This window comes from Dermatophilus congolensis (assembly GCF_900447215.1).
Lineage (GTDB): Bacteria > Actinomycetota > Actinomycetes > Actinomycetales > Dermatophilaceae > Dermatophilus > Dermatophilus congolensis_A.
The window spans coordinates 1,610,156-1,625,353 of record NZ_UFYA01000001.1 but is presented as its reverse complement, the minus strand read 5'-3'; the positions used below and the strand labels follow the sequence as shown (position 1 = coordinate 1,625,353).

Below are 15,198 nucleotides of genomic sequence, written 5' to 3'. Positions count from 1 at the left end.
CTCGTTCAATCGCTGCTTATGTCAGGGAACACAACATCCAATAAAGACGTTGACACAACACAAGGAGTTGCCCGGCGCATCACAGACAAGACCGGAGCAGTCCTTGCGCCCCTCACCCACGCACCTCATACGAAGGGACCCTTTACATGAGTAACCCGATCTTCGACCGCATCGACAAGGATGTGAGCCGAGGCGGGTACGCCGGCTTCGGTAACCGCGGACCCGCATCCCCGAGCTCGTTCGGACAATTCGGCAGCCAGCCACAGTACGGGCAAATGACGCCTGATGATCTTCAGACGTTGTACGACACGCCCGCGGCATCCCCGGCCGCCAGCCACAAACTCACCGTTGACGACGTAGTGATGAAGTCGTTGCTGCTGTTCGGCATTCTGCTGTCGGTCGGCGCAGCGGCGTTCTTCCTGCTGCCAGTCAAGCTCAGCGGCGTCGCGATGCTTGGTTCTATCGTGGTCACTCTCGTTCTAGGCATCATTATCGCGATGAAGCAGAACGTTAGCGTCCCGCTCATCATCGCCTACGCAGCCTTTGAAGGGCTTCTCGTCGGTGTCGTCACTCGCACCTTCGCTTTCGCCTATAGCGGGGTCGTCTCGACCGCGATCGTCGCCACTCTGGCCGTATTCGCAGCGATGTTCATCGGCTGGAAAACCGGTTTTGTGAAGGTCACTGACCGCGCCCGCCGCATCTTCGGCATGGCCATTCTCGGCTACATGATCTTCGGGGTCATCAACCTCATCGCAGCCTGGGCATTCAAAGCTAACGGAGGTGCAGGTCTACTCACCTTCGGCTCCCCAATCGCGATCGGGGTTTCCCTGATCGCCGTGGGGCTGGCTGCGTACTCGCTGGCCATGGATTTCGACTCCATCGACCGCGCCGTCGCAGCCCAGGTGCCGCAGAAGTACTCCTGGCTCTTGGCACACGGCCTCATGGTCACGGTGATCTGGCTCTACCTCGAACTGCTGCGCCTGATCGCTCAGCTGCAAAGCCGCGACTGACATGAACCATCCACCCCACGACCCCGTTCCGGAGTCCGTGCGCGGTGAACTCGAGCGCCTGATCACACGCTGGGCATCCTTGCCCTACGATCAGGCGCTCGCCTGTGTGCAGGATGTGTGGGAGTTGGCGACGAGCGTGGCTGCCAGCGACCCAACACACCGTGACACAGTGCCAGCGCTAGAAGAGTCTTGCGCAGTTACTCCGGCAGCAGTGATGCAGGTGCTCACCGCGGTGATTTATGACCAATGCGCAGCTCACACTGACAAAGATGCACGCGATCAAGCAGCCAGCCAGATATGCGCTCAATTGAGCGAGCTGCGTAGTGGATTACCGAGCAACATGCTGCCGCTGGGGCAGTGAGCTCTTACTGAATCTTGTCCACGCCAACTGTGCTTACCAAGGTAGGGCGTGCTGTAGCTAATCGGTAGATCAGCTACAGCACGCCCTACCTTGGTCGATGAGGAAGCTGTAGAGGGGATAAGTTCGTCGCTTCGCGTCTGAATCTGATCCCGGCCACGACAACTCATGGATGAGTGCGATGACGACTTCAGCAGCCCTCCCGCCTTCAGCGGACACCTATCTCGGTGGATACCCACGTCGTATGGGCGAGGGGCCAAGTGCTTCTGATATCGATCTCGCTCGCGCCCGGGTTCGCAATATGCAGGGAGTATCGGTGGCTGAAGCAATCGAGAAGATGCCTTCAGTTGCGGCGCGTCGAGACGAGCGCCGACACGCTGCTGATCGCGCCGATCGTGTCCCAGACTCCACACGTAGCGGCCCTGATGATGAACGCACCGCTGCTGCCCGCGCCGCGCAGGCTCGCGCCGCTGTTAATCGGGCGACCTATGAAGGCGTCGCCTCGGTGATCGATGAGACGGGCAACTCTGCGGCAGCGCAGGAAACAGAAAATGCTGACGCCGTAGCGGCCCGGAGCCGAAATGAGGAAAGCAGCAATCGTCGGCGCGCACTCTTGAACGACCAGGCCCAGAGGGCTGAACGTGCAGTCCTCATGGAACGCCTTGATGCCATTCGAACGGGATTGGCTGCTTCTCGTGCTTTAGAAGTTGACGCTGCTGTGTCGGATATCGATTTAGCGAATTTGGCAGCCCGCACTATCGCAGCAGCCAACGCCACAGCACGCCCAGGCGTTGACCTCACCCAAGAAACACTTGATTCGATGACCACGCTGACACGAACAACAGGGGCGATTAGTCGAATTCAGCCAGATGGCACCGTTTACGTGGAGCTGGATGGGCACAGCGTTGTGGAACGTAACAGAAGCTCTGCCCTGGCTCTTGTTCCTGGTGAAGCTTCGGAACAGCCTGATGCAGGCGAAGAATCACCCCAGCCTGTGCCGAAAATTGTCTGGCCTTCCGGGCGGCAGGCCCACATCGGTGGGACGGTTGCTGGGCACCTAGAAGCAGTTTCGAAAACTTTGCCTGAGGTGACGCGCACGATTACCGCGATCGCTACGGTTGCGAGTGCTGAGGCGTACCTGGGAGATACAGCTATTCCGGCACTGCCCCAGGAATTGTCTGACCTTGATGTATCGGCCAGCACGTCGATCCCGAGGGCAGCTGACCTCCTCGAACATGTCGCGGCATCTGTGAAGCAGAACGCTCGAGAGATGGCTCTGCAGCATGAAGTCGCCACAGCAGTAACAGCGATTACTGCTGGGCCGCCGGCATCGTTCTATGCAGCGGTCATGGCTACAGCATCAGCTTCGGGGGTGACTGGTCCAGCGCAGCTTATTGCTGAGGCGTCGCAGACCGGGGTGAGTGATTTGCAGGCTTTGCAGAGCCAGGTGCAGGCGGCAACAGATTCAGCAGCTTCGTTGGCTACTGCCCCGTTCATTCCGGTGCATGTGGCCTCATCAGATCCGGCGTTGGTGCGGGTGAACACGCCGTGGCCTGCTGAGCCGGTGCCGGAAGGCTCTTCAGGGCCTACTGGTCCAGTTGCCGAGGGCGGAATTTCTTCAACATGGCCTGACCTTGACATTTTGACCACGCCGTTGTCGCTGGAGCTCAACGTTATTGAGGTTGCGCGGGGGGAGGTGGCGATTAGCCGCATGGGAGTGCCCGCGTCGTTTGATCTTTCTGGTGGGCAACCGTTGACGGTTGGTATGACCATGCCTGGTGGGCAAGGTGATGCCACTGGTGCGCAGAATTCAGGTCAGGTTTCAGCAACGGTTCCACCACCGGTGACTATTGAGAATCTGGCTGGGGTGATGAACGGTCTAGCTGATGCTGCCGGACTGCCGGTGGAGACCTCGGCTCGCACTGTCGCGGATGGATACGTGCATTTGGTGGTCGAGTCGGCGGCGGGGATGCCGCGCGTCTCATTGTCGGCTGGTGCTGGTCCAGGTAGTGAGGCCTTGGGTGGGCTCGACTGGTTTGCCCCGCGCACAGAAACCTTGGTGATGTCGAATACGCCGGGGCTTGCGTGGAGCGCGGTGTCGAATACTTCAACGGTGCAGGGGCCGGTGCCGGGGCTCACCATGAGCTTGAGTCGAACTGCAGCTGGTGAACGGGTCACGCTACTCCTTTCTCCTGACTTGGAGGCCGCTGCTGATGCGATGGAGCATCTTGTCAGCAAGGTTGATGGAGTGGTGCAGGCGGGGATGTATGGCACGGCGGGTGTGGCGATTACGCCAGATGTAGAGGTGCCTCAACCTGTTGTTGGACAGGCTCCTGTGCAGGAGGAGCTAGCGCCGATGGGGGAGGCATCTGTTATTGATGCCGTTCGGATGCAGGCCCGGCAGGCAGGGAAATTGGCGGCGGCGTATGGGGCAGATCCACCGGTAGGGTTCTTCAGCGTGGTTCCCGTACAGCCGGAGGCGGTGGGTGCAGCTGCTGTGGCAGTAGGTACTTCCGCTGTTCCTGAGGCAGAGGTAGAGGCAGTGCTGGGACGTAGTACTGCCTCGAGCGACTCGGCGGCCAAATCGCTGTCTGCTTTCGCTGATAACCCGAAGGTCAGTGAGCTTGTTCAGGCGATTTCGGCTGGCCTTGCTGCTATCCCGGGGGTTTCTGTACCACCTAGCGGCGTGGTCGCTTTTGATGAGGCAGATATTCAAGGCCGTGATGTGGTGGGGGTAGCGCGGCGACGTGTCGCGTTGGATAGGGCTGCGTTTGTACAGGCTTTGGAGGAGGACCCGGCTGGCACTCGGGCTGCGGTGCGTACCGCCGCTGCCGAGATCGCTGCGGCTGGTAGGGAGTCGTTGGATGGGCGAGTCGGGCTGTTTGCGGTGAGGTTGGCTGGAGAAACAGCGTTGGCTAGGCAAGCTCAGGCGGCTACGGCTTCGGCGCATTGGGATCGTGATGGTCGTGAGGCGGGGGAGAACCGGTTGTCGGTTGCTTTGACTGGGTTGCTCGATCGGTTGACGAATGAGTCTGCGTGGTTGCAGGGGTTTGTTGACTGAATTCTGACTGAAGTCAGGCCTGGGTAAGGGTATGTGTCGAGCTTGAGCGCAGGCACAGGACGTAGCCTTCCGGTGATTGGCGCTTATCGGATGGACGAGGGCGTGTGTGTAAGGGAGCTTTCGATGAGGTTATGCCTGGTTCTGCGGTCATATGGCGGCGAGAACGATAAGGAGCGTCCGAGCTATTTCAGTAAGGATGTGGTGGTTGCTTCGTTTGTGCGGGCGGCGTCGTTCGCGCGGGACGCGGGTGTGGATGTTGAGGTCGTGTTCGCTAACGATGGGCCTATTCCTCAGCCGCGGCTAGAGGTGATGGAACGCCATGGGCGGGTTATGTTCACTGACGGTGGTCCGGTGGGGTTGTTGGGCAGTTACCGGTTTGCTTTGGATTTGCCGGACCGGTTGGCGTTGTCCGATGGGGATGTGATCGCTTTTATTGAGGATGACTACCTGTTGACGCAGGATGCGTTTGTGGTGTTGGCGCGAGCGGCAGAGGAGTTGCCGAAGGTGTCGTCGTTTGCGTTGACGGGTAAGCGTCCGCCGGTGGCAACGGATGCGGCTGCGCGGGCTCGGTATGCGATGCCGCGTGCGTGGAGGGCTCAGCCAGATGAGCAGGTGGGGGAGGACTTGTGGGTGAACGTGATGTCAACTACCAGCACGTTTGCGGCGCGGGTGGGGGTGTTGCGTGCTGATCGGGATATTCACGAGCTGGCGATGCGGCCGTTCCGGAACCGTTTTTTGGACCACGAGTTGTGTCTGATCAGTCAGGGTGTGGTGCCGTACCACGGGCGGGAGTTCGTGTTCGGGTTGGGGAAGGATTTTGTGCCGGGGATCCGTGGGGTGTTGCGTGCGGCGGTGTTGCTTCCGTTCCGGTTTTTGATGAATGCGCGTGCCCGTAAGCAGCAGACTCCGCATTATTTGTTTGCGGTGGTTCCAGATCGGGCGGCGCATTTGGAGGTGGGGGAGGTGCCTGGCTGCCGGGATTGGGCTGCTGAAGCGCAAGCGGTGAAGGACTGGGGGGTAGCGCACGAGGCGCTGCCGGTTTCTCGCTGAAGGCTGTGTGTGTTGGGTGAGGGGGTAGGCCAATAGCTTGGCTGCCCCCTCACGGGTGTTGGTGGGGTTTAGTCTTCGACGCGGCAGGTGAATCCGTTAGGGCCGTGGTTGCAGTAGCCCGCAGGGTTTTTGTGCAGGTACTGCTGGTGGTATTCCTCGGCGTAGTAGAAGGGGCCTGCTGGGCCATCGAAACCGGTGTCTGGGTAGTCGTGAGGGTCGTCGATAGGTGCGGGGGCGTTGCCATTGTTGGCGGAAGCAAAGGGGCGGATTTCGGTGGTGGCTAGGCCGGCGTCTGCGCGGTCTAGCTCGTGCTGGAAGGCTGCGCGGGTGCGTAGGGCGGCGTTGCGTTGTTCTTCGGTGGTCCAGTAGATAGCGGATCGGTATTGGGTTCCGACGTCGTTACCTTGCCGGTTGGCAGTGGTGGGGTTGTGGTTTTCCCAGAACACCGTGAGGAGTTCTATCGGTGTTGTAGCTGTGGGGTCGTAGGCCACGAGGACTGTTTCTGTATGGCCGGTGCGCCCAGTGCAGGTTTCTTCGTAGGTGGGGTTGGGTGTGTAGCCTCCGGCGTACCCGACAGCTGTGGTGATGACTCCGGGGAGTTTCCAGAAAATTCGTTCTACGCCCCAGAAACACCCCATTGCTAGGTAGATCACTTCGGCTCCGGCGGGGAACGCGTGCATTGAGGTGCCGGTAACTACGTTGTGTTCGGGGATGTCAGGCAGTGGGCTGGTGCGTCCGGGTAGGGCGTGTTCAGCAGAGACGACAGTCACTGGACGGGCGAAGAAAGACTCGAACATGCAGGGAGTCTGCCATGTAGGTGCGGCAGGTAAAAGAGGTGCCCAGGGTTGTTGTCACTGAATGTTTTTGGGTGGGAAAGAGTGAAGGGCTGTCTCGGCGGCCTTGATGGGCGCCGGGACAGCCCCTCACTGGGGGTACTTGGTTCAGCCAGTGAATGGGGTGGCTTTGAGGATTTTGACGGAAATTTCTTTGCCGTTGGGGGCGGTGTAGGAGGCCTCATCGCCGACCTTCTTACCGATGATGGCTGCTCCGAGGGGGGAGCGGTCGGAGTAGACGTCGTATTCCAGGGCTGAGTCTGCGATTTCGCGGTTGCCTAGGAGGAACTCCACCTCGTCGCCAAACATGTCAACGACAACGATCATGCCTGGTTCGACGATGCCGTCGTCGGCTGGGGGAGCCCCGACCGTGGCGTTTTCGAGAAGGGAGGTGAGCTGGCGGATGCGGGCTTCCATCTTGCCCTGTTCTTCTTTAGCCGCGTGGTAGCCGCCGTTTTCTTTCAGGTCGCCTTCGTCGCGGGCGGCTTCGATCCGCTTGGAGATTTCGGAACGGCCTGTCGTGGAGAGCTCTTCCAGCTCCGCCTGGAGACGGTCGTAGGCGTCCTGTGTGAGGAACGGAGACGAAGACTGGTTGATGTCGGACACGAATACTCCTCGTGCGCAGTACCGGCGGGGCCGGTGCCGCTGTGGTCGTCGATCGCTGTGCGATCGGTGTGCATTGGTGGACGTTCTGTGTCAGGGCCCGCCCAGGCTTGTTCGGCAGTGCCGTGGCTGCGCGGTGCGGGACCTTCGTGTGCGAAAAAGCCCTTCCGAGAGTGGTCTGTGATGCCGTCCCCGGTGTGAGGCGGGGCCTGTCATCCGTGGCGTCGATATCGACCGGCGCGTACGCCCGGACGCGTCGGGAGGCGCCAGGTTCGGAAGGGCATAGGGCCGGTTGGGTGATGCCTGTTACTGCAGTGCTGAGTCGGCTTCGTCGTGCGGCCCGAGACACCCTCGGTGGGCGTCGAGACAGCAAGTATAGACGAGTACTGTTTCGGAATCGAGATATTTTGTCCAGTTCACGTGTGAGAAAAGGGGCGTAGTTACCGGTCGACTGGCCGACATGTTTTAACCAAACCGATGACCGCGGTAGTGGTGGTACGTACGGTGGTTTGGTGTTGCGTGGTGCGTTCTTCAGCTGCGGGGATGGTGACGTTTTCGCGCCCGACCACGGCCTTACCGACTTCTTGGGCCACAACTTCACATACCGCGGTCATTTCTGGTGGCTTTGTGACTTCGAAACGGACGGTGACAGAACTGGCGTCGTGAACGTCATAGGCCAAGTCGCGCTGTAGTGGCCAGTCGGTAGAGGCTGCTAACCCAAACCATGTCGCGACAGCAGATCCCACAACAACAGCAGCTGCCGCCCCGGCAACCACTTTCCGTCGGATAGGGGAGATCGACTTCCAGTACTGGCCGACGGAGCGGCCACGTTCGGCTTCTGCCTCGGCGGCGTCGTTGACCTCACGTGTGTGTGCTGCCAGGGAGGAGTCGGGTTGTTCTACCACAAGCCCAGCCTAGTCCCCTGGCCCCGGCGGGCCGCGGGTGAACGCATGCCAAGTGGCGGATAATGATGGTTCGTGTGACGTTGGGCACTATCACGGTGCGGCAATGCATGTGTGGCCAGGTGGCGTGGGTGTTCACGCTGTCACGGGTGGGAACATGACCAAGTACGTAAGGCAGGCGGGCAATCGGATGGGATCGAACGCTAGAACAGGATCGACGGGCGACCGGCACGGCTATCGGCTGATGGCGGTACACGCTCACCCCGACGACGAGTCGAGTAAAGGCGCCGCAGCTACGGCCATGTATGCCCATGAGGGCGCGAACGTGCTGGTTGTTTCATGTACTGGTGGTGAGAGAGGGTCAGTGCTTAACCCTCGGCTACAAGGCGACCCCGAGGTGGAACGTGACCTGGTGGGGTTGCGGCGCACCGAGATGGCAAAAGCACAAGAAGCATTAGGGGTGGATCATGCCTGGCTTGGGTTTATTGACTCAGGTCTGCCTGAAGGTGACCCGCTGCCCCCGCTGCCTGAAGGCTGCTTTGCCACCATGCCTATGCAGGTGTGCGTGGAGGCGCTGGTGCGGTTGATTCGGCAGCATCGCCCGCACGTGGTGACCACCTATGACGAAAACGGTGGCTACCCGCATCCGGACCACGTGCGTACTCACGATGTGTCAGTGGCTGCGTTCCGTGCCGCAGGGGATCCAGAACAGTTCCCGCAGGCAGGGCCGCCATGGCAGCCGCTGAAGCTGTACTACAACCAAACCCTGAGCATGGATCGGTTGCAGGCCCTGCACACGGCGATGAAAGAACACACAGGTCAGTCACCGTTCGAGGAATGGATAGAAAAACGAGCTGCTCGTGGTGATGATGCGTTCCGCGCCGTCACTACTCGGGTGCCCGTTGCTGACTGGTTCGATGCACGTGATGAAGCCCTCCGAGCCCATGCCACCCAGGTCGACCCTGACGGTTTTTGGTTCGGGATACCGCAAGAGATCGAGCGGGAGGTGTGGCCGTGGGAAGATTTCGAAATGGCGATCTCATACGTTCACACCACGGTGCTTCCGGAGGTTGAGGACGATGTATTCGCTGGGCTTCCGGAACCGGCGCAGGCTGACGCGATGGGCTCTGACTCCTCGCGCCGCCCGTCGGCTCCTCTCATCGACGATGTGAAGGAGCGCTGATGCAGGGCGCCAATCAATCCATCTCCGCCGGTCTGGGCGGGTTCTTTGCGCTGTTCCTGATGTCTGTTGCTTTGTGGGTTTTGATGCGGAGCATGCTGAAGCATCTACGCAACGCTGATCACGCGGTCTTTGAAGAGGACACCCAGCAATCTGCTATCACTGTCACGACGAAGACATTTGCGGACACGGACGGAAACGGTTCAGATGCGGCTGCCGAGCAGAGCCAGCCGAGCAAGGACGGGCGATCCCAGTGAAACCGTCAACAAAGTGTCCTCGAGAGTCACGAGGTTGAGATGGGATTGTCGTCATTCCTGTACGGCTTGTACGAGAAACGACTGTTGCGTGAACTAGCTAACGCCACGGTGCCCAGGCACGTGGGAGTCATGCTCGACGGTAATCGCCGCTGGGCCCGCGCTAAAGGCGCCGAAGCTTTCATCGGGCACCGCGCCGGAGCAGAAAACATCGCGCCGTTCTTGCAATGGAGCGAAGAAGCTGGCGTGGAGATCGTGACTTTATGGCTGCTATCCACAGACAACCTGAATCGCTCCCCAGAAGAGCTGGAACCACTGCTGGGGATCATCGAAGACGCCGTAGACACGCTGGCTGATTCAGGGCGGTGGCGCATCAAAATCGTTGGCGCTAAAGACGTACTGCCACCAGCCACCGTGGAACGCTTATCCACCGCAGCTTCTCGCACCGACAACGTGGAGGGCATGTTCGTCAACGTTGCTGTTGGCTACGGCGGTAAACGTGAAATCTCCGATGCAGTTCGTTCGCTGCTCAAAGAGGCAGCAGAACAAGGACGAACGATCGACGACGTCGCCCAAACAGTCTCGGCCGAAGACATTGCCGACCACCTGTACACCACAGGCCAACCCGACCCAGACCTCGTTATCCGCACGTCTGGCGAACAACGAGTCAGCGGGTTCCTGCTCTGGCAGAGCACCCACAGCGAGTTCTATTTCTGTGAGGCGTACTGGCCCGACTTCCGGCGAGTCGATTTTCTGCGCGCACTGCGTTCCTACGCCGAACGCGAGCGCCGGTTCGGGGCGTAACGTCCCGGCCAGGACGTGGGGAGAATCTGCAGGTGACCAAGAATGAACCGTTGAGCCAGGGCCAAACCACTCAAGCCCACGGGCAGACACAGCAGCCCCGCCGAGGAATGAGCACGCGTGTGCGTGGCAGCATGCGCGCCCTCGTTAGCGATGCGCGGGCTGCATTCGCGGTACCCGCCGTGTGGCTGGGGCTTTTCGGCTCGGTTCTTATCGTGGTGGGATCGTTCACACCAGCGTCACTGCCACCAGATTCTGAGTTGCCGTACTTCATCGGTTTGGGGCTGTTGCAGACCGGTGTGGGCCGCGCGGTCGCTGCCGCAGCTGTCCTGCTGGGGATGGCTTCACTGCTGTTGGCGTGGGTGGCGATGCGTCCAGGACGTCACGGTGTGCGTGGTGGGGTGCCGCGAGCTACCTGGTGGCTGTGGTCTTTGCCGATGCTGGTGGCGCCGCCGCTATTCAGTAGGGATGCGTATTCGTATGCGGCGCAAGGTTTATTGGTCTCACGAGGGATGGATCCGTACAGCACCGGCCCCATCTCTGTTCCTGGGCCGTTTGCTGACCAGGTTGATCCGATGTGGCTGTTCACCTCAGCGCCCTACGGTCCGCTAGCACTACGCACCCAGCAACTCGTTGTAGAGCTCTCTTTTGACAACGCCTACTTCGCTGCGGTCGCGATGCGTGTTCCCGCGTTCATGTCAATGGCGTTGATCGCGTCGCTGCTGCCGCGTATGACCGAGCGAGTAGGAGTCTCGGTTGAGCCAGCCAGATGGATTGGCATCGCCAACCCGCTCATCCTTATTCACCTGGTGGGAGGCGCCCACAATGACGCGATGGCGGTCGCGTTGATCGTGGCCGCGATGCTGCTGGCATTTGATGGGCGGTTCTGGATCTCCTCATTGACGATCGCTGCGGCCGCCGGATATAAACAGACAGCTTTGCTGGCCATGGTCGCGTTGGCTGGATACCTGGCCCGTCGGGCAGTAGTGGCACGACGTATTCACGAAATCTCTGGCGGAACACCCAGCTGCGAGGAACGCACCGCCATCGAAGCAGACCGCCACGAACCTACCGGCCCAGTGCGTGGCGCCCCCCATGACCCAGGTGCACCAGGCATGGTCGAATACATTCGAGTTGCCGCCGCTGTGGGCACTGCTTCGATTGGTTTGTTTGCCCTCATCACTTTCGTGTGTGGCCTGGGATGGGGATGGGTCGAAAGCCTGTCAGTGCCACTTATGGCCCGATCAATCCTGTCGCCTTCGACCGTCGTTGGCAGCGTCGGGCAGATCATCATGCTCGGCCTGGGAAGTTCGGCAGAAACAGCCCAAATACCACTAGATACCGCACGCGCCTGCGGCATGGCCATCATGGCGATCGGGCTGATCTGGACCACGCTGTGGCTGGCCCCTCGGCGCCCAACCTTGTCCGTCGTCACCGCATTCGTCATCTTCGTTGCCTGCGGCTCGGTCGTCCACGCCTGGTACATGATCCCCGTGTTCGTGCTGCTCGGCCTGGTGCCGTTCAGCGAGCGCACCTACACCGTCGCGATGTGGGTGATCGCCGTCCTAGGTGTGTACGCCGCTTTCGACTCAGCCCTGGGCAACGGGTCCATCACCATCGCGGTCACCCTCGTTGCCGCACTCGTGCTGCGCATGCGCGCCCGCGGTGTCCTTCCCCTGCCCGCTAACCTTCGTGCCCGCCTAGCCGGTCAACACCGTCACGCTCACATCGAGCAAAACCAAAAAGTCGGGTAACCACCACCGCGGACGCGCGCTCGCAGCAGCGCTAGCGCACCCGAAACCACTGTGACTGCAGCTTGTGCAGGCACCTAAAGTTTGCGCAGCCGGACCCGCTCTACCTTGTGGTCAGCGCCTTTGGTGAGGATGAGGGTGGCGCGCTCGCGGGTGCCCAGAACGTTTTCGCGTAAATTTGGTTCGTTGATGCTGTCCCAGATCGATCCGGCTGTGGCGATCGCTTCAGCGTTGGACAGGTTGGCGTACCGGCGGAAGAAGGAATCAGGGTCGGTGAATGCTGTGTCGCGAAGCCGCAAGAAGCGGTTGATGTACCAGCTCTTTAAATGCGGGATCTCTGCGTCTACGTACAAGGAGAAATCGAAATAGTCAGATACCACTACACGTGTTTCTGCTGTTGGTGGGGCCAGGACATTGAGTCCTTCCACGATGAGGACATCTGGCCGGTGCACTTCTACATGCGTGTCTTCCACGATGTCGTAAGTCAGGTGTGAATAAACCGGGGCGCGTACTGTCTCTACTCCCGATTTCACCTGGTCAAGGAATTGAACGAGAGCGGCCTGATTGTATGACTCAGGGAACCCCTTACGGTCCATGAGCCCTTTTTCTTGTAGAACCGCGTTGGGGTATAAAAACCCATCGGTGGTGACCAGTTCGACATTGGGGGTGCTCGGCCACCGTGACAGCAATTCGCGCAGAATCCGCGCTGTCGTTGACTTGCCCACAGCAACAGAACCAGCCACACCGATCACGAACGGGTTTCGTGCCGGCTTATGGCCGAGGAACCCCTGCATGATTCGGTGAAGGTTTCCAGCTCCCTCGGCGTAGAAACTGAGCAGCCGCGACAACGGTAGGTAGATCTCTTCGACTTCAGCCAGATCCAACCGGTCACCGACACCACGAAGACGCCGCACATCCTCATCAGTGAGGCTGCCTAGGGAATACGTACTCGACAGGCGTGCCCAGTCCTCGCGTGCGATTTCCACGAAAGGGGAAGGGACAGGCCTGGAGCCAGGTACTTGCGTTGACACCCGAACATTCTTCACCACCAAAGTGGTGAACCACTGGCGAGGTGATCACGAGGCACATCATGGACCTGCGAACAGTGGGCGCCCCCGCACTCTACGCTGGACCCTATGTGTGGAATCGTTGGCTATGTGGGCCGTGACGTCGATGGCAAAGCTCTCGACGTCGTTTTGGAAGGACTCGCCCGACTCGAGTACCGCGGATATGACTCGGCTGGGGTGGCATTCGTCACCGACGGTGTGATCAGCTCCGCGAAGAAAGCAGGAAAGCTCGCTAACCTGCGAGCCGAACTGGAAGCTAGCCCATTGCCTCCCTCTGCGACGGCGATCGGGCACACACGGTGGGCAACCCACGGGGCCCCCACCGACGAAAACGCCCACCCCCACCTGGGTGGCAAAGAGGGAAAACTCGCCCTCATCCACAACGGCATCATCGAGAACTTCCACTCCCTTAAAGCTGAACTTCTCGAAGAAGGTGTCGAATTCGCCTCCGAAACGGACACGGAGGTCGCCGCGCACCTCCTGGCCCGCGCCTACGAGAACACCCACGACCTCACCGCCGCGATGCAACAGGTCGTCAACCGTCTAGAAGGTGCATTCACCCTGCTGGCTGAGCACGCTGACGTCCCTGGCGTGATCGTCGCAGCCCGCCGCAACTCTCCACTAGTGATCGGTCTGGGCGAGGGCGAAAACTTCCTCGGCTCTGACGTCGCTGCCTTCGTGGGCCACACAAAGCTCGCAATGGAAGTTGACCAAGACCAGATCGTCACTATCACCCCAGAAAAGGTCGAAGTCATCGACTTCTCCGGACAACCCGCCGAAGGTAAACGCTTCGAAGTCACGTGGGACGCAGCCCAGGCCGAAAAAGGTGGCTACGACTCCTACATGCTCAAAGAAATCGAAGAGCAGCCACGTGCCATCGCCGATACTCTCCGCGGTCGCACCGACGAACACGGCGCCCTCACGCTGGACGAAATGCACGTCGCTGCCGAAAAACTCGCAGCCGTGGACCGTGTCGTCATCGTGGCTTGCGGTACCGCTTTCTACTCCGGCCTCACCGCCAAATACGCAATCGAGCACTGGACCCGCATCCCCGTCGCCGTGGAACTAGCCCACGAATTCCGGTACAGCGAACCCATCATTGACGAACACACCCTGGTGGTGTCCATCAGCCAGTCCGGCGAAACAATGGACACCCTTATGGCGGTCAAACACGCCCGTGAACTGGGCGCACTCACCGTCTCCATCTGTAACACATACGGCGCCACCATTCCCCGCGAATCTGATGCCGCGCTCTACACACACGCTGGCCCCGAAGTTGCTGTCGCCTCCACCAAAGCATTCACCTCCCAGATCGCAGCCTGCTACCTCCTGGGCCTTTACCTGGCCCAGGAACGCGGCCACGGCGAATCAGTCAAAAAGGTGATGCGCGAACTCGAAGAAATCCCCGCCAAGATCAGCGAAGTCTTGGCCGACATGGACCGAGTACGCGAGATCGCCCGCTTCATGGCAGACACCCGCTCGGTGCTTTTCCTTGGCCGTAACGTGGGCTACCCGATCGCTCTTGAAGGTGCCCTCAAACTCAAAGAAATCGCCTATATTCACGCCGAAGGATTCGCTGCAGGTGAACTCAAGCACGGCCCCATCGCGCTGATCGAGCCAGGCCAGCCGGTGTTCATCGTGGTGCCTAGCCCCAGCACACCGCACAACCTGCACGACAAAGTGGTCTCCAACATCCAGGAGATCCGTGCCCGCGGCGCCCGCACCCTGGTCATCGCCGAAGCTGGTGACGAATCGGTAGCACCATTCGCCGACGAGATCATCCGGGTACCAGCCACATCGCCGCTGCTATCTCCGATGCTGACCATCCTGCCCTTGCAGGTGTTCGCGTGCGAACTAGCAACCTCTAAAGGCCTCGACGTAGACCAGCCCCGCAACCTCGCCAAGAGCGTCACCGTCGAGTAGTGACGTGATTGTCGGTATCGGTGTAGACGTATGCGGTATCGAGCGGCTACAGGCAACGCTGGAGCGCACACCCGGTTTACGTGACCGTGTTTTCGCCCCAGCAGAAAAAGAACTCCCAATTGCCTCGCTAGCTGCTCGATTCGCGATGAAAGAAGCAGTCGCCAAGGCACTACTGACCCCCGGCGACATGTCATGGCTCGATGCGTGGGCTCCACGCGCTGTCGGTAAACCACCCGAACTGCAAATCTCAGGCACAGTCCGTCAACGAGCCGAAGCATTGGGAGTAACCCGATTCCACGTGTCTTTGTCACACGACGCTGGTATTGCTACCGCCTTCGTGATCGCCGAATCCTGACACCACCTGTGTGGCCCGGTACAGACCTCACCGTCGACCGGGCCACACTT

The 15,198-nt window shown here is 60.1% G+C and carries 14 protein-coding genes; 10 read left to right on the top strand and 4 right to left on the bottom strand.

Annotated elements, in window-relative coordinates:
• Positions 1–146: 146 nt before the first annotated feature.
• The 4 genes from DXZ77_RS07135 (at position 147) to DXZ77_RS07105 (ending at position 5,479) form a co-directional block, all read left to right on the top strand.
• Positions 147–1,010: a Bax inhibitor-1/YccA family protein gene (locus DXZ77_RS07135; RefSeq protein WP_115031018.1), complete on the top strand. Its 864-nt coding sequence runs from the start codon at positions 147–149 to the stop codon at positions 1,008–1,010.
• A 1-nt stretch (position 1,011) separates the two neighbouring features.
• Positions 1,012–1,371, top strand: coding sequence for a hypothetical protein (locus DXZ77_RS07130; protein WP_115031016.1), 360 nt, complete (start codon positions 1,012–1,014; stop codon positions 1,369–1,371).
• Between the two features lie 313 nt (positions 1,372–1,684).
• On the top strand, positions 1,685–4,429 hold the full coding sequence (locus DXZ77_RS11780; protein ID WP_147279218.1) for a hypothetical protein: 2,745 nt from the start codon (positions 1,685–1,687) through the stop codon (positions 4,427–4,429).
• A 123-nt stretch (positions 4,430–4,552) separates the two neighbouring features.
• Positions 4,553–5,479, top strand: coding sequence for a hypothetical protein (locus tag DXZ77_RS07105; protein ID WP_147279217.1), 927 nt, complete (start codon positions 4,553–4,555; stop codon positions 5,477–5,479).
• Positions 5,480–5,547: 68 nt separating this feature from the next.
• Here the strand turns inward: DXZ77_RS07105 and msrA are convergent, their stop codons facing one another.
• The 3 genes from msrA to DXZ77_RS07090 all read right to left on the bottom strand — a co-directional run bounded on the left by msrA (position 5,548) and on the right by DXZ77_RS07090 (position 7,820).
• Positions 5,548–6,276 carry a peptide-methionine (S)-S-oxide reductase MsrA gene (gene msrA, locus DXZ77_RS07100; RefSeq protein WP_115031004.1) on the bottom strand — a complete coding sequence of 243 codons (729 nt, stop codon included), beginning with the start codon at positions 6,274–6,276 and terminating at the stop codon, positions 5,548–5,550.
• Positions 6,277–6,420: 144 nt separating this feature from the next.
• Positions 6,421–6,918, bottom strand: coding sequence for a transcription elongation factor GreA (greA, locus tag DXZ77_RS07095; protein ID WP_028326615.1), 498 nt, complete (start codon positions 6,916–6,918; stop codon positions 6,421–6,423).
• A 437-nt stretch (positions 6,919–7,355) separates the two neighbouring features.
• Positions 7,356–7,820: a DUF4307 domain-containing protein gene (locus DXZ77_RS07090; protein ID WP_115031002.1), complete on the bottom strand. Its 465-nt coding sequence runs from the start codon at positions 7,818–7,820 to the stop codon at positions 7,356–7,358.
• Positions 7,821–8,061: 241 nt separating this feature from the next.
• Here DXZ77_RS07090 and mca point away from each other — a divergent pair, with 241 nt between their 5' ends.
• Genes mca through mptB form a run of 4 tightly spaced genes read left to right on the top strand, consistent with a single transcriptional unit; the run spans position 8,062 to position 11,806 of the window.
• On the top strand, positions 8,062–9,000 hold the full coding sequence (gene mca, locus DXZ77_RS07085; RefSeq protein WP_115032715.1) for a mycothiol conjugate amidase Mca: 939 nt from the start codon (positions 8,062–8,064) through the stop codon (positions 8,998–9,000).
• Positions 9,000–9,254 carry a hypothetical protein gene (locus DXZ77_RS07080; protein ID WP_115031000.1) on the top strand — a complete coding sequence of 85 codons (255 nt, stop codon included), beginning with the start codon at positions 9,000–9,002 and terminating at the stop codon, positions 9,252–9,254. The genes mca and DXZ77_RS07080 overlap by 1 nt, the downstream gene beginning before the upstream one ends.
• A gap of 39 nt (positions 9,255–9,293) precedes the next feature.
• Positions 9,294–10,055: an isoprenyl transferase gene (locus DXZ77_RS07075; RefSeq protein ID WP_115030998.1), complete on the top strand. Its 762-nt coding sequence runs from the start codon at positions 9,294–9,296 to the stop codon at positions 10,053–10,055.
• 32 nt (positions 10,056–10,087) lie between these two features.
• On the top strand, positions 10,088–11,806 hold the full coding sequence (gene mptB, locus DXZ77_RS07065) for a polyprenol phosphomannose-dependent alpha 1,6 mannosyltransferase MptB (RefSeq protein ID WP_147279216.1): 1,719 nt from the start codon (positions 10,088–10,090) through the stop codon (positions 11,804–11,806).
• A gap of 74 nt (positions 11,807–11,880) precedes the next feature.
• On the opposite strand, the gene coaA is transcribed toward mptB, so the two are convergent.
• Positions 11,881–12,789, bottom strand: coding sequence for a type I pantothenate kinase (gene coaA, locus DXZ77_RS07060; RefSeq protein ID WP_306746875.1), 909 nt, complete (start codon positions 12,787–12,789; stop codon positions 11,881–11,883).
• Positions 12,790–12,939: 150 nt separating this feature from the next.
• Here coaA and glmS point away from each other — a divergent pair, with 150 nt between their 5' ends.
• The gene (gene glmS, locus DXZ77_RS07055) at positions 12,940–14,793 is read left to right on the top strand and encodes a glutamine--fructose-6-phosphate transaminase (isomerizing) (protein WP_115030990.1); all 1,854 of its coding nucleotides are present in this window, start codon (positions 12,940–12,942) and stop codon (positions 14,791–14,793) included.
• Between the two features lie 4 nt (positions 14,794–14,797).
• Complete coding sequence (locus DXZ77_RS07050) at positions 14,798–15,148, top strand: holo-ACP synthase (protein ID WP_115030988.1); 351 nt, start codon at positions 14,798–14,800, stop codon at positions 15,146–15,148.
• Positions 15,149–15,198 lie beyond the last annotated feature (50 nt).